17 protein-coding genes are annotated in these 19,757 nt (G+C 68.3%); 6 read left to right on the forward strand and 11 right to left on the reverse strand.

The window, feature by feature from the left end; genetic code table 11:
• Positions 1–101 precede the first annotated feature (101 nt).
• Positions 102–1,298 (forward strand): low temperature requirement protein A, encoded by a 1,197-nt coding sequence (locus OG817_RS21180; protein WP_406057110.1) that lies wholly within the window; start codon positions 102–104, stop codon positions 1,296–1,298.
• On the opposite strand, the gene OG817_RS21185 is transcribed toward OG817_RS21180, so the two are convergent.
• Entirely contained in the window at positions 1,253–1,936 is a 684-nt protein-coding gene (locus OG817_RS21185; RefSeq protein ID WP_406057112.1) for a response regulator, read from the reverse strand. The two genes, OG817_RS21180 and OG817_RS21185, sit on opposite strands and share 46 nt — an antisense overlap.
• Positions 1,933–3,306, reverse strand: coding sequence for a histidine kinase (locus OG817_RS21190; RefSeq protein WP_406057114.1), 1,374 nt, complete (start codon positions 3,304–3,306; stop codon positions 1,933–1,935). Before OG817_RS21190 ends, OG817_RS21185 begins: the two co-directional genes overlap by 4 nt.
• 222 nt (positions 3,307–3,528) lie before the next feature.
• Here OG817_RS21190 and lipA point away from each other — a divergent pair, with 222 nt between their 5' ends.
• From lipA to OG817_RS21205, 3 genes are all read left to right on the forward strand, one after another.
• Positions 3,529–4,473, forward strand: coding sequence for a lipoyl synthase (gene lipA, locus OG817_RS21195; RefSeq protein WP_396389276.1), 945 nt, complete (start codon positions 3,529–3,531; stop codon positions 4,471–4,473).
• Between the two features lie 18 nt (positions 4,474–4,491).
• Complete coding sequence (locus OG817_RS21200) at positions 4,492–5,190, forward strand: DUF4191 domain-containing protein (RefSeq protein WP_406057116.1); 699 nt, start codon at positions 4,492–4,494, stop codon at positions 5,188–5,190.
• Between the two features lie 168 nt (positions 5,191–5,358).
• Positions 5,359–6,636 (forward strand): class I SAM-dependent methyltransferase, encoded by a 1,278-nt coding sequence (locus tag OG817_RS21205; protein WP_406057118.1) that lies wholly within the window; start codon positions 5,359–5,361, stop codon positions 6,634–6,636.
• Here OG817_RS21205 and OG817_RS21210 read toward each other — a convergent pair whose 3' ends face one another.
• Positions 6,637–7,098 carry an RDD family protein gene (locus OG817_RS21210; protein WP_406057120.1) on the reverse strand — a complete coding sequence of 154 codons (462 nt, stop codon included), beginning with the start codon at positions 7,096–7,098 and terminating at the stop codon, positions 6,637–6,639. It abuts the gene before it with no gap.
• 191 nt (positions 7,099–7,289) lie between these two features.
• Between OG817_RS21210 and glnA the strand changes: the two genes are divergently transcribed.
• The gene (glnA, locus tag OG817_RS21215; protein ID WP_360447709.1) at positions 7,290–8,714 is read left to right on the forward strand and encodes a type I glutamate--ammonia ligase; all 1,425 of its coding nucleotides are present in this window, start codon (positions 7,290–7,292) and stop codon (positions 8,712–8,714) included.
• Positions 8,715–9,035: 321 nt separating this feature from the next.
• Here the strand turns inward: glnA and OG817_RS21220 are convergent, their stop codons facing one another.
• The 4 genes from OG817_RS21220 to OG817_RS21235 all read right to left on the reverse strand — a co-directional run bounded on the left by OG817_RS21220 (position 9,036) and on the right by OG817_RS21235 (position 13,332).
• Complete coding sequence (locus OG817_RS21220; protein ID WP_406057123.1) at positions 9,036–10,289, reverse strand: NAD(P)/FAD-dependent oxidoreductase; 1,254 nt, start codon at positions 10,287–10,289, stop codon at positions 9,036–9,038.
• Positions 10,290–10,301: 12 nt separating this feature from the next.
• Positions 10,302–11,276, reverse strand: a complete 975-nt coding sequence (locus tag OG817_RS21225; protein ID WP_406057125.1) for an ornithine cyclodeaminase family protein — start codon at positions 11,274–11,276, stop codon at positions 10,302–10,304.
• 110 nt (positions 11,277–11,386) lie between these two features.
• On the reverse strand, positions 11,387–12,613 hold the full coding sequence (locus OG817_RS21230) for a PucR family transcriptional regulator (RefSeq protein ID WP_406057127.1): 1,227 nt from the start codon (positions 12,611–12,613) through the stop codon (positions 11,387–11,389).
• A 29-nt stretch (positions 12,614–12,642) separates the two neighbouring features.
• Positions 12,643–13,332 carry a pyridoxamine 5'-phosphate oxidase family protein gene (locus tag OG817_RS21235; protein WP_406057129.1) on the reverse strand — a complete coding sequence of 230 codons (690 nt, stop codon included), beginning with the start codon at positions 13,330–13,332 and terminating at the stop codon, positions 12,643–12,645.
• Between the two features lie 181 nt (positions 13,333–13,513).
• Between OG817_RS21235 and OG817_RS21240 the strand changes: the two genes are divergently transcribed.
• The gene (locus tag OG817_RS21240; protein ID WP_406057131.1) at positions 13,514–14,278 is read left to right on the forward strand and encodes a pyrroline-5-carboxylate reductase family protein; all 765 of its coding nucleotides are present in this window, start codon (positions 13,514–13,516) and stop codon (positions 14,276–14,278) included.
• 5 nt (positions 14,279–14,283) lie between these two features.
• Here OG817_RS21240 and OG817_RS21245 read toward each other — a convergent pair whose 3' ends face one another.
• The 4 genes from OG817_RS21245 to OG817_RS21260 are packed head-to-tail and all read right to left on the reverse strand — an operon-like array spanning position 14,284 to position 19,749.
• Positions 14,284–16,086 carry an MOSC domain-containing protein gene (locus tag OG817_RS21245; RefSeq protein ID WP_406057133.1) on the reverse strand — a complete coding sequence of 601 codons (1,803 nt, stop codon included), beginning with the start codon at positions 16,084–16,086 and terminating at the stop codon, positions 14,284–14,286.
• The gene (locus tag OG817_RS21250) at positions 16,083–16,871 is read right to left on the reverse strand and encodes an enoyl-CoA hydratase-related protein (RefSeq protein WP_406057135.1); all 789 of its coding nucleotides are present in this window, start codon (positions 16,869–16,871) and stop codon (positions 16,083–16,085) included. Before OG817_RS21250 ends, OG817_RS21245 begins: the two co-directional genes overlap by 4 nt.
• On the reverse strand, positions 16,868–18,715 hold the full coding sequence (locus OG817_RS21255) for a CocE/NonD family hydrolase (protein WP_406057137.1): 1,848 nt from the start codon (positions 18,713–18,715) through the stop codon (positions 16,868–16,870). Before OG817_RS21255 ends, OG817_RS21250 begins: the two co-directional genes overlap by 4 nt.
• Positions 18,712–19,749, reverse strand: coding sequence for a dipeptidase (locus OG817_RS21260; RefSeq protein ID WP_406057139.1), 1,038 nt, complete (start codon positions 19,747–19,749; stop codon positions 18,712–18,714). The genes OG817_RS21255 and OG817_RS21260 overlap by 4 nt, the downstream gene beginning before the upstream one ends.
• Positions 19,750–19,757: the final 8 nt, after the last annotated feature.

Genomic DNA, 19,757 nt, shown 5'->3' on the forward strand with positions numbered 1-19,757 from the left:
AGCTAAGACAGGGCACCCACCGCGGTTGTGACAGCGCGAGCGGTCACAGTTCGCGACACTGTCCTGTCTCAGTTGGTGACAGGACCGACAAGGAGCCGACCTTGCCCGCAGAACGCACCCCGCTCAGAGCCCGGATGACGGCCCGCGCCGTCGACGAGCCACACCGCACGGCCAGTCCGCTGGAGCTGCTGTTCGATCTGACCCTGGTGGTCGCGGTCGCCGCGGCCACCGCCGAACTGGCGCACAGCATCGAGGACGGTCACCTCGCCGACGGGGTGGTGCCGTTCCTCGAGGTGTTCTTCGCGATCTGGTGGGCGTGGATGAACTTCACCTGGTTCGCCTCCTCGTACGCCACCGACGACGTCGCGTACCGGCTGCTCACGATGGTGCAGATGGGCGGTGTCCTGGTCATCGCGGCCGGCATACCGGAGGCGGCCAAGCACTCGGACTTCCGCTGGGTGGCGCTCGGATACGTGATCATGCGACTCGCCCTGGTGGCCCAGTGGCTGCGCGCGGCCGCCGAGGACCCGACCCGTCGGCGTACGGCGCTCCGCTACGCGATCGGGATCGCGGTCGCACAGGTGGGATGGGTGCTGAGTCTGGTCCTGACCGGTGGACCCAATCCGCCGGTGTTCCTGGTGCTGGTCGTGCTCGAGCTGTCCGTGCCGCTCTGGGCCGAACGCACCTACCCGACCAACTGGCACCCGCACCACATTGCCGAGCGGTACGGCCTGTTCACGCTGATCCTGCTCGGCGAGAGCGTGCTGGCGGCAACCAGAGGCGTACAGAACGCGCTGGCCGCCGGCGAGTTCAGCGGCTCGCTCCTGGTCGTCGCGGGGGCCGGTCTGGTGCTGCTCTTCGCGCTCTGGTGGTTCTACTTCCAGCACCCGGCCGGAGAGTGCCTCAGCCAGCGGCGCAACCAGTCGTACCGCTGGGGCTACGGGCACTACGGTGTCTTCGCGTCGCTGGCCGCGCTGGGCGCCGGTCTGGAGGTGGCCGTCCAGACAGGTCACGAGATGGAGGTCTCCCCCGTGACGGTCGGCTACTCGGTCTCGGTGCCTGCAGCCGCATTCATCGTGCTGCTCTGGGCAGTGCACAAGCCGATCGAGGTCGACCGGGTGATCCATCCCGCGCTGATCCTCTGCGCCGGCGCTGTCCTCGCGGTCGTCCCGCTGACGGCCGAGCAAATCGGCGTACCGGCCGTTGTCGTCGTGACCGCCGCCGTCTGCTCGCTGGTCGCGGTGGTCGCCGGTCAGCCGGTCGGGTCGTCGCCAGGGGTGACCAAGCCGCACTCGTAGGCGAAGACGACAGCCTGGACGCGGTCGCGCAGGCCCAGCTTGAGCAGCACGCGGGAGACGTGCGTCTTGACGGTGGCCTCGCCGACGTACAGCTGGTTGGCGATCTCGGTGTTGGTCAAGCCGCGGGCGATCAGGCCGAGCACCTCACGTTCGCGCTCGGTCAGGTCCTCCAGCAGGTCCGGGCGGTAGACCCGCTCGCCGCCGCCGGTGAACCGCTTGATGACACGCCTGGTCACCTCGGGCGCGAGCAGCGCATGGCCGGAGTGCACGACCTGGATCGCGTCGACCAGGTCCTCGGGCGCCGTGTTCTTGAGCAGGAACCCGCTGGCCCCGGCCCCGAGCGACTCGAACAGGTAGTCGTCCCGGTCGAAGGTGGTGAGGATGACGACCTTGCCCGCGTCCGCCGCGACGATCCGCTGGGTCGCGGTGATTCCGTCCATGCCGGGCATCTGGACGTCCATCAGTACGACGTCCGGCCGCAGCGCCAGCGCGAGCTCGATCGCCTTCCCCCCGTCGGAGGCCTCGGCGACCACGTCGATCTCCGGCTCGACCGACAGGATCATCCGGAACCCGGCCCGGACCAGGTCCTGGTCGTCCACCAGCAGGACGCGCATCGGCTCGGTCACCGTGTCGGTCATGCCTGGTCTCCTCCTTGTAGTGGGCGGTTTTGCGGGTCGAGCGGGATCCGGACCCGGACCCGGAAGCCACCGGCAGCTACTGCGCGCGGCCCGATCTCGGTCTCGCCGCCGAGCAGACCGACCCTCTCACGGATGCCGACATGGCCGAGCCGGCTACCCACCGGGGCGTGCTTGGGCCGGCCGTCGTCGATCACCTCGAGCTCGACCGAGTCACCAAGGTAGCGCAGCGTGATGTGTGCACTCCGCGCCGTCGAGTGCCGTCGTACGTTGGTCAACGCCTCCTGGGCGATCCGGTAGACCGACACCGAGACCGTCTCGGGCAGTTGGACCGGCTGGCCGATCTGGTGGAAGCCGACCGACAGGCCCTCGCCGTTCACGTCCGCGATCAGCGCCGGGAGCCGGTCGGCGCCCGCCTGTGGCGCCTTGGCGACCGGCGCCTCCAGGTCGACGTCGGGGTCGGCGGCGCGGAGCATGCCGAGGAGCTGGCGCATCTCGTTGACCGCCGTACGGCTGGAGTCCTCGATCACGCTGAGCGCGTTCTTGGCCGCGTCAGGGTCGGAGTCCATCACCCGCCGGGCGCCGCCGGCCTGGACGCCGATGCTGCTGATGTGGTGCGCGACCACGTCGTGCAGCTCGCGGGAGATCCGTAGCCGCTCATCGATCACCGCGCGGCGGGCGTTCGCCTCCTGCTGAGCGGCGAGCTCGGTGGCCTGCTGCTCGAGTTCGTGGCGCTGCCGGGCGGTGCCCCACGCGGTCCTGCCCCAGAAATAGGCGCCGAAGAAGTAGAGGATGTTCAGTGCGACGGTGAGGATGACGCTGGAGACGTACGGCGAAAGCAGTGCGTGGTTCGGGCCTTCGATCTCGTTGTTGCGCAGGGCTCTGACGAAGTTGATCGCCAGCCAGCCGAACATCCCGACGAAGACGACCGCGACCGACGCCTTCATCAGCCGCCGGTCCCGGGCCCAGGCGACGGCCGCGTAGATCGCCATGAACAGGGACGCCTGGGTGGTGAGGTTGCTGGCGAAGGCGAAGATCGCCCGCTCCCCCGTGACCACGAACAGTGCCGCCACCGCCAGCAGCACCGGGATCGGGAACCGGCGTCGGAAGCACAGCGGCAGCGAGACCGCCGCGCTGAGCACGTACGGCTCGACTCCGCCGATCCCGAGGTCCACATGCGTCGGCGAGGCACCCCGGGCCAGCTCGGTGCCGATCACCGCGGCGACGGCCATCCCGAGACCCAGCAGTACGTCGGCACGCCGCTGCGCCGCGGTCGGACCGGGCCGCACCCAGCCCCGAACAGTCGTCCCGGTGCCGGGTGGTGTCCCCGGCTCGGCGGCCGCGGACGTCGTACCCAGTTCAAGCGTGGCCATAGCTCATCAGCCTACGGGCTGTCCGGTGCTCCCCTGCAGTCGCGAGCAGGTGCTCGGTGCGGTAGCTCGGTGTGCTGGAGTGGAGGCCTCGATGTGGTTCCATCGTGGCCTTTGCTCCAGTGCAGCGAGATGCCGTGCCGAGTGCCGCGCAGCACGCAGGGGAGCACCGGACAGCCCGTGGGGGTGGATCGCCCCTGACCAGGGCCGCGTACGCTTAGGGTCGTGACGATCGCCCCAGAAGGACGGAAGCTACTCAGGCTCGAAGTGCGCAACGCGGAGACCCCGATCGAGCGCAAACCCGAGTGGATCAAGACCAGGGCCAAGATGGGCCCGGAGTACCTGGCACTGCAGAAGCTGGTGAAGTCCGAGCAGCTGCACACCGTGTGCCAGGAGGCCGGCTGCCCGAACATCTTCGAGTGCTGGGAAGACCGCGAGGCCACGTTCCTCATCGGCGGTGACCAGTGCACCCGCCGCTGCGACTTCTGCCAGATCGACACCGGCAAGCCGCAGGCGCTGGACCGGGACGAGCCGCGCCGGGTCGCCGAGTCGGTCCGGACCATGGGCCTGCGCTACGCCACCGTGACCGGCGTCGCCCGCGACGACCTGGACGACGGCGGCGCCTGGCTGTACGCCGAGACGATCCGCCAGATCCACGAGCTGAACCCGGGCACCGGCGTCGAGATGCTCGCGCCCGACTTCAACGCTGTCCCCGAGCAACTCGCCGAGGTGTTCTCGTCCCGGCCCGAGGTGTTCGCGCACAACGTCGAGACGGTGCCGCGGATCTTCCGCCGGATCCGGCCGGGCTTCCGCTACGAGCGCTCGCTGGATGTCATCACCCAGGCCCGCGACTACGGCCTGGTGACCAAGTCGAACCTGATCCTCGGCATGGGCGAGACCCGGGACGAGGTCAGCCAGGCGCTGCGCGACCTGCACGCCGCCGGCTGCGAGATCATCACCATCACCCAGTACCTGCGCCCCTCGGTGCGGCACCACCCGGTCGAGCGGTGGGTCCGGCCCGAGGAGTTCGTGGAGCTGCAGGCCGAGGCCGAGGCGATCGGTTTCGCCGGAGTCATGTCCGGGCCACTCGTGCGTTCGTCGTACCGGGCCGGTCGGCTGTACCGTCAGGCTGTGGAGTCGCGGATGAACGCCGCGACACAGACCGCTTAAAACAGGGATCCGGGAGAGATGGCCAAGAACGACGCGCCCGAAGAGAAGAAGACCGGTCGGCTCAAGCAGATCGCCTCGGCGTACAAGCTGACCAAGAAGTCCGACCCGACGGTCGGGCTGGTGCTCGCCGGGATCTTCCTCGGCATCGTCGCGATCTTCGTGGTGGTCGGCCTGCTGGTCGGGCCGCTGATGGTGTGGATCCCGCTGGGTGTCGCGCTCGGCTTCCTCGCCGCGACGATCATCTTCGGCCGCAAGGTCGAGAAGGCGGCGTACAGCCAGATCGAGGGCCAGGCGGGTGCGGCCGCGTCCGCGCTGCAGACACTGCGCCGCGGCTGGACCGTGACGCCCGCCGTCGCGGTCACCAAGAACGCCGACATCGTGCACCGGGTCGTCGGCCGTCCGGGCATCGTGCTGGTCGGCGAGGGGCAGGCGAGCCGGGTGAAGAACCTGCTCGCCGCCGAGGGCAAGAAGCACAACCGGGTGGCCGGTGGCGCGCCGGTGATCCAGATCGTGGCCGGTCAGGGCGAGGACGAGGTCGACATCCGCAAGCTGACCAAGCACGTGATGAAGCTGCCCCAGGCGCTGCAGCCGTCGGAGATCACGGACCTGCTGCAGCGGCTGAAGGCGCTGGACGCCGTTCGCCCGCAGGTGCCGATGCCGAAGGGTCCGGTGCCGACCAGCCTCAAGGGCGCCAGGCAGGCCATGAAGGGCCGGTGACTCGGCGCTGGGGGGCGACGAGCGAGATGCTGCCGGGGTAACCCGGCGGCCGCTCATCAGTTGATCTGTCCGTGACGTGGCACGAGTGTGCCTTCGTGTCGCGTCGTGGGGCGGAGGTTGGGCCTTAAGGTGCGACCAGGACGGATCGAGGACACGAGGTTGACGATCATGACGGATCTCCTCCCGGCTGTGCATCAGCCGGTGACCGAGACGTGGCCGACACTGGCCCGACCTCGGTCGAACCCGGTCCGCCGGGCCGGCGCGCTGGCCGCGCTCCGTCTGATCGCCAGAGATCTGCCTGCCACGATCCACCTCGAGAACAGGTCGTACGGCCTGGGCGGACCGGCGATGCGGGTGCACCGCAGCGCGGCATTCCTGGACCGACTGGGTCACGACGCCGGGTCCGGATTCGGTGAGGCCTATCTGGCCGGCGACTGGGATCCCGAACCGGGCACCGACCTGTCCGATCTGCTGGTCCCGTTCGCCGAGCGGTTCAGCAACGAGGAGACCCGGCACCTGCTGCCCAAATGGGCACAGTCGCTGCGCTGGCTGGTGACCCGGTCCCAGCCCGGAGACCAGGAGAACGACCGGGCCGGTGCCCGCGAGAACGTCAGCCGCCACTACGACCTCAGCAACGCGATGTTCTCCGAGTTCCTCGACCCCACCCTGACCTATTCGGCGGCGTACTTCGGCCCCGCCGCCGCGGCGGACCTGGCCACAGCGTCGTACGACGAACTCACGCAGGCGCAGCTGAACAAGCTCGACGCGATCCTCGACGCGGCCGGGGTGGTGTCCGGATCGCGGGTGCTCGACATCGGGTGCGGCTGGGCCAGCCTGGCGATCCGCGCCGCGCAACGCGGTGCCTGGGTCACCGCGATCACGATCGCCTCGCAGCAGGCACTGATGGCCCAGCGCCGGATCGCCGAGGCCGGCGTGAGCGACCGGGTGCAGGTGGCGTTGCGTGACTACCGCGACCAGATCGGCGAGTTCGACGCCGTACTGAGCGTGGAGATGATCGAGGCGGTCGGCGAGAAGTACTGGCCGGTCTACTTCGACGCGATCGAGCGACGGCTCGCTCCCGGCGGGGTCGCGGTGGTGCAAGCGATCGTGATGCCGCACGAGCGGATGCTGGCCACCCGGAACACGTTCACCTGGGTGCAGAAGTACATCTTCCCCGGCGGCCTGATCCCCTCGATCAAGGTGATCGAGGACATCACCACGCGGCACGCCGGCCTGCGTCTCGAGGTGCTCCGGTATCTCGGCGCCGACTACGCGCGCACCCTGCGGATCTGGCGGAACCGCTTCATCGAGCGCGGGCCGGCCATCGCCGATCTCGGCTTCGACGAAACCTTCCGCCGGATGTGGGAGTTCTACCTCGCGTACTCCGAGGCCGGCTTCCGCACCGGCTACCTGGACGACGTCCAGCTCCGGCTCACCCGGCCCTGACTACCGCAGTACGACGGCGGTGTTCGCGGCGCGATCGTGGAGGCCCCGGCGGTCGCGGTCGTAGACGACGGCCGGAATCAGCAGGCAGATCAGGAACGCGCGGATGACGCCGGCCAGCAGCCCTGGTTGCGTCGTGTAGCTGGTGGTGCCGCGGATCGGGATCACCCTCATCCCGCACACACGGTGACCGATGGTGCCGCCGGCCAGCCCGGTCAGGATCGCGGTGATGGCGAAGAAGGCGACCAGTTGCGCGGTCCCGAAATCATTGCCACCCGCCCACATGGGCTTCGACGTGACCGCGGACGCGATCAGCCCGGCGATCAGCCAGTCCAGCAGCAGCGCCAGCACCCGGCGGCCCCAGCCCGCGACCGAGCCCGGTCCGGTGGCCGGGAGCCCCAGCCGATTCCCCGGGAACCGGAATTCCTCGGAGGGTCCTGTGCCCGGCTGCGCGGATGATGCCATGATGGCTAGCCTACGGAAACGGTCCGGGCCGGGACACAGCGGACCGGGAGATCTCAGGCCGTCACCGCCGTACACCAGTGGGTCAGCGCGGACACGCTGGGCGTAACATCCGCGAAACATTGGGGTCACGGCCGAGTAATCGGCAGGCCCTACGTTCAGATGCAATCTCTGAGCCACCCCGAGGAGTACGTATGTTTTCCAGCGCTGAGGAGCTGCTCGCCTACGTCAAGGACGAGGGCGTCGAGATCATCGACGTCCGGTTCTGCGACCTGCCGGGCATCATGCAGCACTTCACCGTCCCGGTGTCGTCGTTCGGACCGGAGGTCTTCGAAGAGGGCCTCATGTTCGACGGGTCGTCGGTACGCGGGTTCCAGCAGATCCACGAGTCCGACATGAAGCTGCTGCCCGACCCGACCTCCGCCTTCGTCGACGAGTACCGCGGCACCAAGACGCTGGCCATCAACTTCTTCGTGCACGACCCCCTGACCGGCGAGGCGTACAGCCGCGACCCGCGCAACATCGCCCGCAAGGCGCAGGAGTACCTGAAGTCGACCGGCATCGCGGACACCGCGTTCTTCGCGCCGGAGGCCGAGTTCTACGTCTTCGACGACGTCCGGTTCGAGACCAAGGCGAACTCCGGCTACTACTCGATCGACTCGGTCGCCGGCGCCTGGAACACCGGCCGGGTCGAGGACGGCGGCAACCGCGGCTACAAGGTCCGTTACAAGGGTGGCTACTTCCCGGTCGCGCCGACCGACCACTTCGGCGACCTGCGCGACGACATCACGCTGGCCCTGGAGCGGGCCGGCCTGCTCGTCGAGCGCGCGCACCACGAGGTCGGTACGGCGGGTCAGGCGGAGATCAACTTCCGCTTCGACGAACTGCTGAAGACCGCGGACAACCTGCAGAAGTTCAAGTACATCGTCAAGAACACCGCCTGGGCGGCCGGCAAGACCGCGACGTTCATGCCCAAGCCGATCTTCGGTGACAACGGCTCCGGCATGCACTGCCACCAGTCGCTGTTCTCCGGTGGCGACGCGCTGTTCTACGACGAGTCCGGGTACGGCGGCCTGTCCGACGTGGCCCGCTGGTACATCGGCGGCCTGCTCAAGCACGCCCCGTCGCTGCTGGCCTTCACCAACCCGACGGTGAACTCCTACCACCGTCTGGTGCCGGGCTTCGAGGCGCCGGTCAACCTGGTCTACTCGCAGCGCAACCGCTCGGCCTGCATCCGGATCCCGATCACCGGGTCGAACCCGAAGGCGAAGCGGATCGAGTTCCGCTGCCCCGACCCGTCGGCGAACCCGTACCTGGCCTTCGCGGCCCAGCTGCTGGCCGGCCTGGACGGCATCCGGAACAAGATCGAGCCGATCGACCCCGTCGACAAGGACCTCTACGAGCTCCCCCCGGAGGAGCACGCGAGCATCCCGCAGGTCCCCACCTCGCTCCCGGCCGTGATCGACGCCCTCGAGGCCGACCACGCCTTCCTGCTCGAAGGCGACGTCTTCACCGAGGACCTGATCGAGACCTGGATCGACCTCAAGCGCGAGCAGGAAATCGCCCCCATCCAGCTCCGCCCCCACCCCCACGAGTTCGAGCTGTACTACGACGTCTGATCGGCTGTAGGCCGCTGACCCGCGGAGAAATCATCACGGCCCCTCCGCGTTCCGTCGCCGTTCCGTGAGACTCCCGGCCCGTGCCGCCAGCAATAACGGCGGCACGGGCTTCCGCGGCGAAGGGCTCGTGACCGAGTTCGAGGAAACTCTGCGAGCCGTCTGACCGGATGGGCGCAGCGTCTGCTTCACCCCGGGCGGATTTGGGGACGATTCCGGCCCCGTAGCGGTCAGAGATCCTCCCCGGATCCAGCCGGATGCGGGACGTCCAGTATGACGATTCTGTCCGGCCGCGGGAGTGGTGGCTGGGTGGACTCGTCGGTTTCAGCGGCGGGTGATGCGGGCGGGGGCGAAGGGGGTCAGCGGGGGCGGTGTTCGGCCGGTCATGATCAGGTCGGACATGAAGAGGCCGGTTGCCGGGGCCAAGGTGATTCCGGACATCGAGTGGCCGGTCGCCAGATAGACGTTCTCGAAGCCGGGCACGCGTCCGAGGATCGGCAGGCCGTCAGCGGCGAGGGGTCGCATGCCGACCCACTCGTCCTCGACGGTGTCGTCGGGCCAGTCCGCCAGATACCGGCTCGCCCCGGTTTTGATGGCGCGGATGCGGCGTTCGTCCAGACGCAGATTGAGGCCGCTCAGCTCCATCGTCCCGGAGACGCGCGTCTTGCCGTCGGACAGCGGCGTGACGACCACCTTCGATTCACCGAAATGGATGGGCCGGAGCGGCTGGGTCCGGGGACGGATGGAGAAGCTGTAGCCCTTGCCCGCCTGCATGAGCAGCCTGACGCCGAGCATCCGCGCGAGGGGCTCGGTCCAGGCTCCGGCGGCGAGTACGACGTTCTCGACCGTGAACCGTCCCGACGAGGTGCGCAGAGCGGTCGCCCGCCCGTTGCGATGCTCGATTCCGGCAACCTCGGTGCCCTCGAAGAGCTCGGCGTCGACCTGGCCGAGGGCGTCCGCGAATCCGCGGCTGATCCGCGCCGGGTCGACATGCGCCTCGCCTTCGATCATGAACCCCGCGGTCACCTCGTCGGACAGAACCGGCTCCGCCTCGTGCAACTCGGCCCCGGTCAAGATTGCCTCTGGCAACGGATATCCGTACGCCGACAAGATCCTCAGCCGGTCGAGGTCGGCCTCGAGCGCACCGGCCCGCAGGGCGACCATCAGGATCCCCTCGCGCCGGATTCCGAAGTCGATCCCGCGAGCGGTGAGTTCGGCGTACAGCTGATGAGTTTTCTCGCCCAGCTTTGCCGTGGCATGCATTCCGCGCTGGAAGGCACCGTCGTTGCAGTGGCGCCAGAACCTCCACGCCCAGCGGATGAAGTCAGGGTCGGCTCGCAGGGCGAAGTAGATCGGCGATGCCGGGTCCGACAAGGACCTCAACGTGTAGCTCACCAGCCCCTTCGCAGGGATCGGCGCGGCGAACGAGGGAGCGATCCAGCCGCTGTTGCCCCACGAAGCCCCGCTGCCGACCTGGCGGGCTTCGATCACCCGCACCGCCGCGCCCGCTTGGGCCAGGTAGTAGGCGGTGGCGAGACCGATGGCTCCGCCGCCGACAACGGTGACTTCCTTGGTCACGACCGGCTCCTGTCAGGGAAAGTCGATCACGACGCCGATGCCCTCACGCTGCGCAAGCGTGACGATCGATGCTGCCGCCGCGACGTCCTGGATCGCCAACCCCAGGGACTCGAACACGGTGATCTGGTCTGTCGTCGTCCGCCCGGCCCGAGTGCCGACGAGCAACTCACCGACCTCGGGTGGATCGAACGAGTCGGCGAGGGCGCCTTCGCCGAGTGGTATCAGCATGTCGCCGGCGTTGGCGAAGGCGCCATCACGGCTGTCGACGGCGAAGACGTCCGCCTTCCGCACCAGGTTGGCGCAGAGCTCGCGACCCTCGCGGTGGAAGGCACCGACCGCGTTGAGGTGTGTGCCTGGGGAGATCCAGTCGCCGTCGATCAAGGGGTCCGTCGACGACGTGACGGTACAGACCAGGTCCGCTCCGTCCACCGCGGACTGCACGCTGTCGCAGACCTCGACCTCGAAGCCGCGAGCCTCGGCCCATCGAACGAACTCGAGCGCTCGTGGTTCGGTCCGGTTCCAGACGCGGACGCGCCGGAGCTTGCGGACCTCGGCCATCGCCAGAAGGTGGCTCCGCGCCTGGACTCCGGCGCCGATGATGGCGAGATCACCTGCGTCCTGGTTGGCCAGCAGATCGGTGGCAGCACCCGAGGTCGCAGCGGTGCGAAGCTCCGTCACCACTCCGCCCTCGAGCAGCGCCAGCAGTACGCCGGTCACGGGATCGAGCAGAGCGACGAACGCCTGGATCACCTCCAGGCCACGCTGCTGGTTCCCAGGGACGATCGTGAGCACCTTGAGCCCGACCCCTCCCTCGACAGCGGCCGGCTTGAGCCAGACGGACCCATCGAACGCCGGCGGATCCAGCACCACACGAGGCGGCTGGAACACCTCTCCCCTGCCGTGCGCGGCCATTGCCGAGCGCATCAACTCCACCGCGTCGCCCATCGGGAACGCCGCCCGTACGTCCGTCGCAGTCAGTACCAGCATCCCGGCGTCTCCATCCCGAATCGCGTCACGCGTTCACGCTAGGGGGATGGTCGTGCGCCGGGCATTCTCCCGTCGTCGGAAAGCGGCGGCCCGCTCTCCTCCTCCTGTAGCTAACTTCTGAGTCCGATCAGCCGGGCGATCTTCAGGCCAAGGTGGTACACGAGGCGGTCCTCCCCGTTGGACAGGTGGGCGCCGGTCAGTTCTTCGATCCGCTGGAGCCGGTAGTACAGCGTGGTGCGATGCACGAACAGTTGCTCCGCCGTCGCCTGGACGTCTCCCGCGTTCTCCAGGAACGCCTCGAGGGTATCGACCAGCTGGGCGCCCTTCGGGCCTGATCCGATCAACTGGAGCAGTCCGGATGGCACGCAAGTCTCGTCGAGTTCACGACTCGGGATTCTGGTGAGCAGTCCGTAGACGCCGAGCTCCTCGTGGGACATCACGCGATCCGGGCCGCCCATGACGCGGGCCACGCGGGCTGCTCGTTGTGCCGTCTCGTACGAGCTGTGCGCATCGGTCAGATCGCCGGCCACGCTGCCGATGCCGGCGTACGGATCACTGTCTGGCAGATCCGCCAGGATGCTCGACAGCAGATCACGCACCAGCGCGACCTTCTCCGTGCCGCCGAACATCGGGTCCTTGTCGGAGAGCAGGAGGAGCCCGTGGTCTCGCCGGACCAGGCAGATGTGACGACGATCGCTCAGCCGGCGTCCCGCGCGATCGAGCCATCCACCGAGTACGTCGCGCTCGTTCTCGGACAGCCCGCGACCGTCCGCGGACAGTGTGACGACCACGACGCACACCGGCTCGGATGCGACGAAGTAGTCGGCGTCGACGAGGTCGGCGGCGGCGTGCCGACGAGCGGCCAGGTCGCCGGCCAGAATCAGCTCATGGGCAAGATCGCGAATCCTGCTCTTGCTGAACTCCTCAGCCAGTTGGTCTCGATGCAGGGCGGCAGCCAGCGTCTCGGTCGTCTGGGAAACGGTCTTCAGCTCCTCCGCGGTGAGCTCGTTCTCCCCCTCCACGATCCAGATGTAACCGACCAGTGCGCCCTGCCACCGGATCGGGATCACCAGCCGTTGATGAGTGCAACCGATCCGGGGATCGATCGGCGGCCGGAACGGCTCCACCGCGGTCCGCGCTCCGGCCGCCTGCGTCCAGGCCAGGACTTCCGGACGTACGTCGTGCTGCTGGAAGATCGACTGCCGACGGAGCCTGTCGACGGGGCCGTACTCGTGCGAGGAGAAGGCCAGTTGACGCATCCAGGCATCGTCGACGGTCACGTTGCGCTGGATCTTGTGGCCTAGAGCATCAACCAACCGTTGGAGCTCTGACGTCATCCTCCGACGATAGCGTCCGATGGCCGGTGTCACACTCCCGTTCTGCCCTGGCCCCACAACCGCAGATACTCGGGGACCGCCGTACCGGCCGGCACATGCTCGTCCGGGACCGGCTCACCAGGTGTCACCCGCAACGGGAGCTCGCCCGCCCAGACAGGTAGGGCTCGATCCGCTGCCGCGTCGTCCCCGTCGCCGGTGCGCACCTTGACGGAGCACTCGTCGAGCGGAATGGACACCAACAGAGCACTACCGAGCTCCGCATCGGTCAGCGGTCGCAGGTCCGGCAACCGGCCCGGGATGCACTTCTCGACGAGAGCCAGCATGCGTTCCAGCTTGGCCTCGGGATCCTCGATCGCCGTACCCGTGCCCAGGACGACGACCGAGCGATAGTTCACCGAGTTCTGCAGGACGGAGCGGCCCATCGCCAGACCGTCGAGAACCGTGGCTTCCACGCAGACGGGCGCGCCGTCGGCGATCAGGTTGAACATCCGGTTCCGGCGGGAGCCGTGGATGAGCAGTTCATCGCCGACCCGGACGTGCAGGGTGGGCAACACGTACGGCTGGTCGTCGACGACGAAGCCGACGTGACACATGAGGGACTCGTCCAGGATCTCGTGGACCTTGTCGAGGTCGTACGACGCTCGGGCGGGTCGACGCCGGACCCGGACCCGCGGACTCGCGGGCCCCGTCGACTTGTCGGTCGCACCTCTACTCGGCATGCTTTGCGGCCTTCCTGCCGGCACATTCCTTCTGTGCACCGATCCTCGGCGGGCCCGGCCGCGATTGCTAACGACAGGTGATGCAAAACGTGCGGCACGGGTCCGACGTGCGACGCAAGTACGAACGGCTCGACCGCTCTACGGTTCAGATGACCGTTCGTCCCCCTGACAGAGGATCCACATGATCGGCTTCGTCGGCGCAGGAAACATGGCCAGTGCAATCGCGCGTGGGCTCGGTGAGCCGGTCTACGCCACCGACGCGGGCTCCGGGCGGGCGGCGGCGCTCGTGGCCGAGCTCGGCGGAGAGGTGATGCCCACCAATGCCGACCTCTTCAAGCGCTCCGAGACTGTGTTCCTGGGTCATCGTCCCGACCAGCTGGCCGAGATCGCCAAGGGTGTCGACGCGACGGGGAAGATGGTGATCTCGATGATGGGCCCGACCACCGTCGGCGAGCTCCAAGCCGCCTACCCCGGCGCCACCGTCGTACGGACGATGCCCAACACGCCGGTCGAGGTCCGCCGAGGCGTGGTTGCCGTGGCCGCGGGCGGCGAGCCCGCGGTCGAGCTCCTCTCCCGGCTCGGGACGGTCGTAGTCCTTCCGGAGCGCCAGATGGACCTGGCCACGGCGACGTCCGGGGTCATGCCCGCCTACATCGCGGTGCTGGCCGAGGCCGCGATCGACGCCGCGGTCTGCCACGGCCTCGACCTCAAGAGCGCGAAGGCCATGTTCCTCGAGACCATGGCCGGCACGGCCGAGCTCCTGATCAAACGCGACGGCGACACCCTCGCCGTACGCCGTGAGGTGGGTACACCGGGCGAGTCGACGGTCCGTGGTGTCGCGGCCCTCGAACGGAACAACGTCCGTACGGCGTTCATGGACGCCTACCACGATGTCCTCACCCGCCTGAGCCGTCCGTACACCGGCGGCGCCATCGTGGCCGACTGACACACCTATTCGGGACGCCTGGGCAACCGCAGTACGACAGGGCCGGTGGGCACTGCGGAACAGGCCAGCACCGCCCGCGATCCCGGTGGGAGTGCGGGATCGATCAGGTACGAGACTTCGCCGTGCACAAGGTCGAGCGTGCAGGATCCGCACGCGCCGGACCGGCAGGCGGAGAGCACGGGAACCCCATGATTCTCGGCCAGTTCGAGAAGGGTGCCGTCGGCATCGGTCCAGGTCGCTGCCGTGCCGTCGGGAAGGTAGGTCACCTGGTGCGGGCCGGGCCCTGGTGCGGGCCGTCGGGCGGGCACTTCCATCGCAGGCGAGACGAACGGGTCGGAGTGGATGCGATCCGCGTCCACTCCCGCCGACCGGAGGACTTGGGACACCGTGGCAACGAAGTCGGTCGAGCCGCACACGAGTGCTTCCGCGTCGGCATGGCGGTCGCCGGCCAGACCGCCGAGAATGTCGCGCTGGGTGGGACGTCGAGCGGCACGCCGCGTCTCGAAGAGCGTGGCCGTCGCCCCGGACTGTCGAGCGAACTCGACCACCTCGGGCCAGAGCGTCGCGCTCTCCTTGCTCGCGTCGACGTGCAGCAAGGAGATCGGGCGGCCGTCCGCGGCTGTCGCCAACTGCTGCAACGCCGCAGCCACGGGGGTGATGCCAATACCGGCGCTCACCAGGTACAGCGGCCGCGGCTCTCGCGAGAGCGTGGGGACTCCGAACGGACCTGAGATGAGCAGGCGGTCTCCAGAAGCCAACAATGCAAGGCTTTCCGAGACCGCACCGCGCAGACGCACGGTGATCCGGATCCGATCGTCGTACCGACCGGAGACGCTGTAGGCACGCCAGGTCAGCGCAGCTTTCGCTGTCGGCAGGTGCACCCGGATGTGCTGACCGGCGGCCACCGGCTGACGGTAGGGATCGCGGAGCCACACGCTGATCGTCCGGTCATCCTCGCGAACTGTCTCGAGCACCTCGGCCTCCCGCGGCCAGGGATGCACAACCTCACGACGTTCCCGCAGCCTGTCGACGAGCCGTACCGGATCGGGCCGGCCACTCACCACCACCGGCGAACCGACCTGAAGCCGTGCGGGTCCGACCAGGCGTGCGTAGACGCCCAGGTGCGGGAGACCGACGGCCCGCGTGAGCAGGGACGGGAACTCCAGGTCCCGCTCCCCGGACCCCGGGTTCGCCGACGTCGCGCGGCAGCGGGCGGTCGGCCGGATCACTTCGGCCTCGCAGTCGCCGAGACGGATCCGCCGGCCCACCCACGACAGTTCGGCGAAGGCCGCCAGACCGTCGACGTACACGTTGGCGCGGAATCGACGGATGTCGAGAGTGGTGCCGGTGAGTTGCTCGAGCGCGCGGATCGTCGCCAGGTTGATCACGGACAGTTCGGCGTCGGCGATGTCCCACAGCGCCGCCGCATCGCCGAGCACGAGTCGCAACCCAGATTCTCCGAACCACTGGCGCAGTACAGCCTCCTGGTGCGGCTGAGCCTGGTCCGAGCGCACCGACGGTCCGTCGGGGTGAGCGCGGTGACGAAGCTCGACCACACCGGGCGTGGCCATGGTCACAGTCACCTGCGTCATGTCGGGATCGCGCGCCACCTGCTTGAAGGCGGATCGCAGCCGCCACGGCGTCCGGGGCGGCACTGGCTGATCACCGCGCGCGATCGCGACCGAACGGTCGTGGAGCGCTCCGGTGCCGGGCAGTACGTCGACCTCGTCGACCGCCACGCCCGCGGCACCCTTGACCGGATACACCCACACCGAGTCGACGAATCCGGCCGTGGTCTCCTCGATCACACCCGTCCCAGCCGGTCGCTGTACGCCGGTTTGCGGTTCTCGCGGAGCGCGGCGATCGCCTCCTTGGCGTCGGCCTCGGCGGCGAGACGGCCAGTCATCCGTTGCTCGAACTCGTAGCCGGCCTTCAGGTCCATGAACTCGACGGTGTTCATGGCTTCCTTCGCATGGCGGAGTGCGGCCAAGCTGTGCCGCGTCATCTTCTCCGCCAAGCCGAGCGCCACGTCGAGCAGTTCGTCGTCCGGTACGACGCGCAGCACCGCGCCGTACTGAACGAGCTCGGACGCCGGCCACGGCTCGGCGGTGAAGTACATCGCACGCACGAGTGGTTGGGGAAGCAGACGGGCGAGGTGGCGTGCACCGCCCATCACACCGACGCTCACCTCCGGCGTACCGAATCGAGCGCTCTCGCCGGCCACGACCACATCGCAGCTTGCCGCGATGGCCAGACCAGTCCCGAGCGCCGCTCCGTGGACCGCGCCGATCACCGGCACCGGGCAGTCGTAGATCGACGCGAACGCGTCCCGGACCAGTCGCATCCGCCCAGCGGAGTTGACCTCGGTCAGGGTGAGGAATTCCTCGAGCTCGTTCCCCGCGCAGAAGTGCTTCCCGGCGCCGGTCAGTACGACTGCCTTCGTGCCCGGCAGTACTTCGTCGAACCGGCCGAACAGGTCGCGGATCTCCTCGTACATGTCCAGGTTGACCGCGTTGACCGGTCCTCGGTCCAGCGTCACGACTGTGATCGCGCCCTGCTGACGCGTCGACAGGTGCTCGTGCGGCGTACTCATGCCGTGACCGGGATGATCGGAAGCAGGATGTGCGACGGGTGCGACGCATCCCGATAGACGGTCTGTGTCGCCGGGACCGGATCACCTGGCGCGCCACCCAGGTTGGTGTTCCGGTCGAACCGCGGGAAGTCCGCCGAGCTGACGTCGACCCGGATCCGGTGGCCGGCCTTGAACCGGTTCGCGGTGACCCACATGTCGATCTCCAGCGGGTAGACCTCACCGGGTACGAGCGGTTCCGCGCCACGATCGAGATCGCGATACCGCGCCCGCAGCAGACCGTTCTGCAGCTGGACAGCCCGTCCGTCCGGACCGACGTCGCTCAGCCGTACGGCGAAGTCGGTGTCCACCGCGGACGAGCTGGCATGCAGCACTGCCCGAAGGTTGCCCACAACATCGATGTCCTGGGCAAGCGGTTCGGTCGTGTAGGTCAGTACGTCGTTGCGCTGCTGGACCGTGCTGACATCCACACTCCCGGGCGGATAGACCCAGGAGACGATGCTGCCGCCCACGGTCGGAGTCGGGTCGAGCGGGTCGTAGACGTACTGGTCCACGGCCTGCTGCTCCTGCGGAGGCGTCGTGGTCAACGTCCCGCCGGCGCCGAGATAGTACGGCGCGTCCACCGCTTCTGGCAGCGGCCAGTCGTCCGCGCTGCGCCACTCGTTGGCGCCCATCAGGTAGTAGATGACGCGCGGCCACTCGTCGATCGAGCCGTCCCGCACGGTCTGGTACCAGCGCAACGTGAAGTCGACGTTCGACCAGTGGTTGTGCTGCAGCTCCGGGTGCTCCCCCATCCGCTCCTTGTAGCCGACCGAGTTGTGGGAGGAGGGGGTGACGATGATCCGGACTTGGGAGCGCAATGGTTCGGGAGCGTGTTTCCGGAGGAGCTCGAAGGTCGCCAGTGCGTCGTTGATGAACCAGTCGTACCAACCGGTGCGCAGCAGCGGGATCGCCTGGAACTCGGCGACCTGTCGCGCGGGCTCGACGGAAGGCAACGTGTGCCGGTCGAGCGAGATGCCCTGGCCGAAGAGCGGCCCGATGTTCTCGGCATCGACGATGGTGACATGGGGCGACCCGGTGAGTTCACGGACGAACTCGGCCCGCTCCGGGCAGGTCAGCGAGCAGTAGTGCGCCCACAGCCAGGCCTGCGCCTCGACCGGCGACAAGTCCTTCAGCGCAGGGAACGCGTCGGTCAGCTCTCCCAGCATCGGATGGACGAAAGGCTCGTTGAAGAACCCCGTCGACAGCGTCTCGTCCAGCATCATCGGCTCGACCTGCCAGTGCGGGAGATCCGTCTTCTCCTCCCCGTGGCCGATCGTGTGGGCGAGCGCGTTGACCACCATGTGCAACGACGCCGTCTTGGTCCCGACCCCGATCCCGCTGACCTCCGGAACGATCGTGGTCATCTTCGGATGTCTCGCCATCGGCCACTGCACCTGACCGACGTACGAGCCGCCGAGGGACCCGATGAATCCGTCGCACCAGTCCTGAGCGCTGACCCACTCGACGAAGTCGTAGCCGTCCTGCGGCTCGAACATGTAGAAGTCGTGGTCCTCGGGTTCGCTGTCCCCGGTGCCACGGAGATCTTGTACGGCGACGACGTACCCCCGGCGGGCGAACGCCAGGAAGGGCGCCACCAGGTTGTCGCCGTCGCGGCCGTACGGCGTACGTACTGCGATCACCGGTGCCGGCGTCTTCGGCGGCAGATACAGGTCGGTGGCGAGCTTGACGCCGTCCCGCATCGACACATTCACGGTCTCGATCTTGACGTCAGCCGCCGCGAACTGCGCCGGCGTCCGAACGTCCTTGCTCCTCAACGCGTACTGGAGGTCGTCCGACACGGTCATCTGGCCGGGACTCCCATCACGTCACGGAGAACCCGCAGCACGTTCTCGCCGAGGATCTTGCGGATGTCGGCCTCGCGGAACCCGCGGCGCACCATCACCTCGGTGATCTTCGGGAAGTCGGAGGGACGCACGATCTCGGCCCGCTCGTACTCGACGCCGTTGGTCGGGGCGCCGACCCAGCCGCCGAACACATGCTGGTAGTAGTCGTCGATGATGTCCGGCCCCAGGCCGACATGATCGATGCCGGCGACATCGATGATGCGCTCGATGTGGTCGACGACGCGTTCGGCCGTCGGGGACTTCGCGTCGATGAAGAACGGAACCGCGGCCGCGACCCCGATCACCCCGCCGAGCTCCGCGATGGCCTTCACTTGCTCGTCGCCGAGATTGCGGTGGCTGTCAGTGATGCCGAGGCAGGCCGAGTGCGTCGCGAGGAACGGCCGGGCCGCCAGCGACAGCACGTCCTCGACACCGCCGATGCCGAGATGGCTGATGTCGAAGACGATGCCCAGGTCTTCCATCTCGCGCAGCGCGGTGATGCCCTCCGGCGTCAGCCGGCTGCGTGAGGTCGCGTCCAACCCGCTGCCGTCGGCAAGGAACGTCCGCGCGTAGTGCGCCATCGAGATCACCCGGACCCCGACCCGGGCCAGGGTGCGCACCAGTTGCGGGTCCTGCCCGATGGCGTGCGCGCCCTCGAGAGCAATCACCAACGCGATCCGTCCGGACGAGGTCGCGGCGTCGACATCCGCGCCGGTCAGGCAGACGGCCACGTCGTCGCTGTACTCCGCCCCGAGCTCGTGGATCCGCTCGATCAGCAGCAAGGTACGACGCAGGGCCCCTTCGGACTGGAACTGGTCCTCGATACAGATCGGCAGGACCTGTACGTCGACCCCGCCGGCGCGCAACTCCGGCAACCAGAACTGGCCGAAGTGGCCGGGTTGCTCGCGCCGGTCGAAGTGGTCCACCAACAGGATCAGGTCGTTGTGCGTGTCGACCACAACGGCGTCGTTGTGAAGCAGGCGTGGATCGGTCATACGCAAAG

This window comes from Kribbella sp. NBC_00889 (genome assembly GCF_045207705.1).
Taxonomy (GTDB): Bacteria; Actinomycetota; Actinomycetes; order Propionibacteriales; family Kribbellaceae; genus Kribbella.

Excerpts from the sequence above, each read along its gene's own strand:
- OG817_RS21185 (WP_406057112.1), bottom strand. The coding sequence starts at position 1,936 with ATGACCGACACGGTGACCGAGCCGATGCGCGTCCTGCTGGTGGACGAC.
- OG817_RS21190 (WP_406057114.1), bottom strand. The coding sequence starts at position 3,306 with ATGGCCACGCTTGAACTGGGTACGACGTCCGCGGCCGCCGAGCCGGGG.
- OG817_RS21200 (WP_406057116.1), top strand. The coding sequence starts at position 4,492 with ATGGCCAAGAACGACGCGCCCGAAGAGAAGAAGACCGGTCGGCTCAAG.
- OG817_RS21205 (WP_406057118.1), top strand. The coding sequence starts at position 5,359 with ATGACGGATCTCCTCCCGGCTGTGCATCAGCCGGTGACCGAGACGTGG.
- OG817_RS21210 (WP_406057120.1), bottom strand. The coding sequence starts at position 7,098 with ATGGCATCATCCGCGCAGCCGGGCACAGGACCCTCCGAGGAATTCCGG.
- glnA (WP_360447709.1), top strand. The coding sequence starts at position 7,290 with ATGTTTTCCAGCGCTGAGGAGCTGCTCGCCTACGTCAAGGACGAGGGC.
- OG817_RS21225 (WP_406057125.1), bottom strand. The coding sequence starts at position 11,276 with ATGCTGGTACTGACTGCGACGGACGTACGGGCGGCGTTCCCGATGGGC.
- OG817_RS21230 (WP_406057127.1), bottom strand. The coding sequence starts at position 12,613 with ATGACGTCAGAGCTCCAACGGTTGGTTGATGCTCTAGGCCACAAGATC.
- OG817_RS21235 (WP_406057129.1), bottom strand. The coding sequence starts at position 13,332 with ATGCCGAGTAGAGGTGCGACCGACAAGTCGACGGGGCCCGCGAGTCCG.
- OG817_RS21240 (WP_406057131.1), top strand. The coding sequence starts at position 13,514 with ATGATCGGCTTCGTCGGCGCAGGAAACATGGCCAGTGCAATCGCGCGT.
- OG817_RS21250 (WP_406057135.1), bottom strand. The coding sequence starts at position 16,871 with ATGAGTACGCCGCACGAGCACCTGTCGACGCGTCAGCAGGGCGCGATC.
- OG817_RS21255 (WP_406057137.1), bottom strand. The coding sequence starts at position 18,715 with ATGACCGTGTCGGACGACCTCCAGTACGCGTTGAGGAGCAAGGACGTT.
- OG817_RS21260 (WP_406057139.1), bottom strand. The coding sequence starts at position 19,749 with ATGACCGATCCACGCCTGCTTCACAACGACGCCGTTGTGGTCGACACG.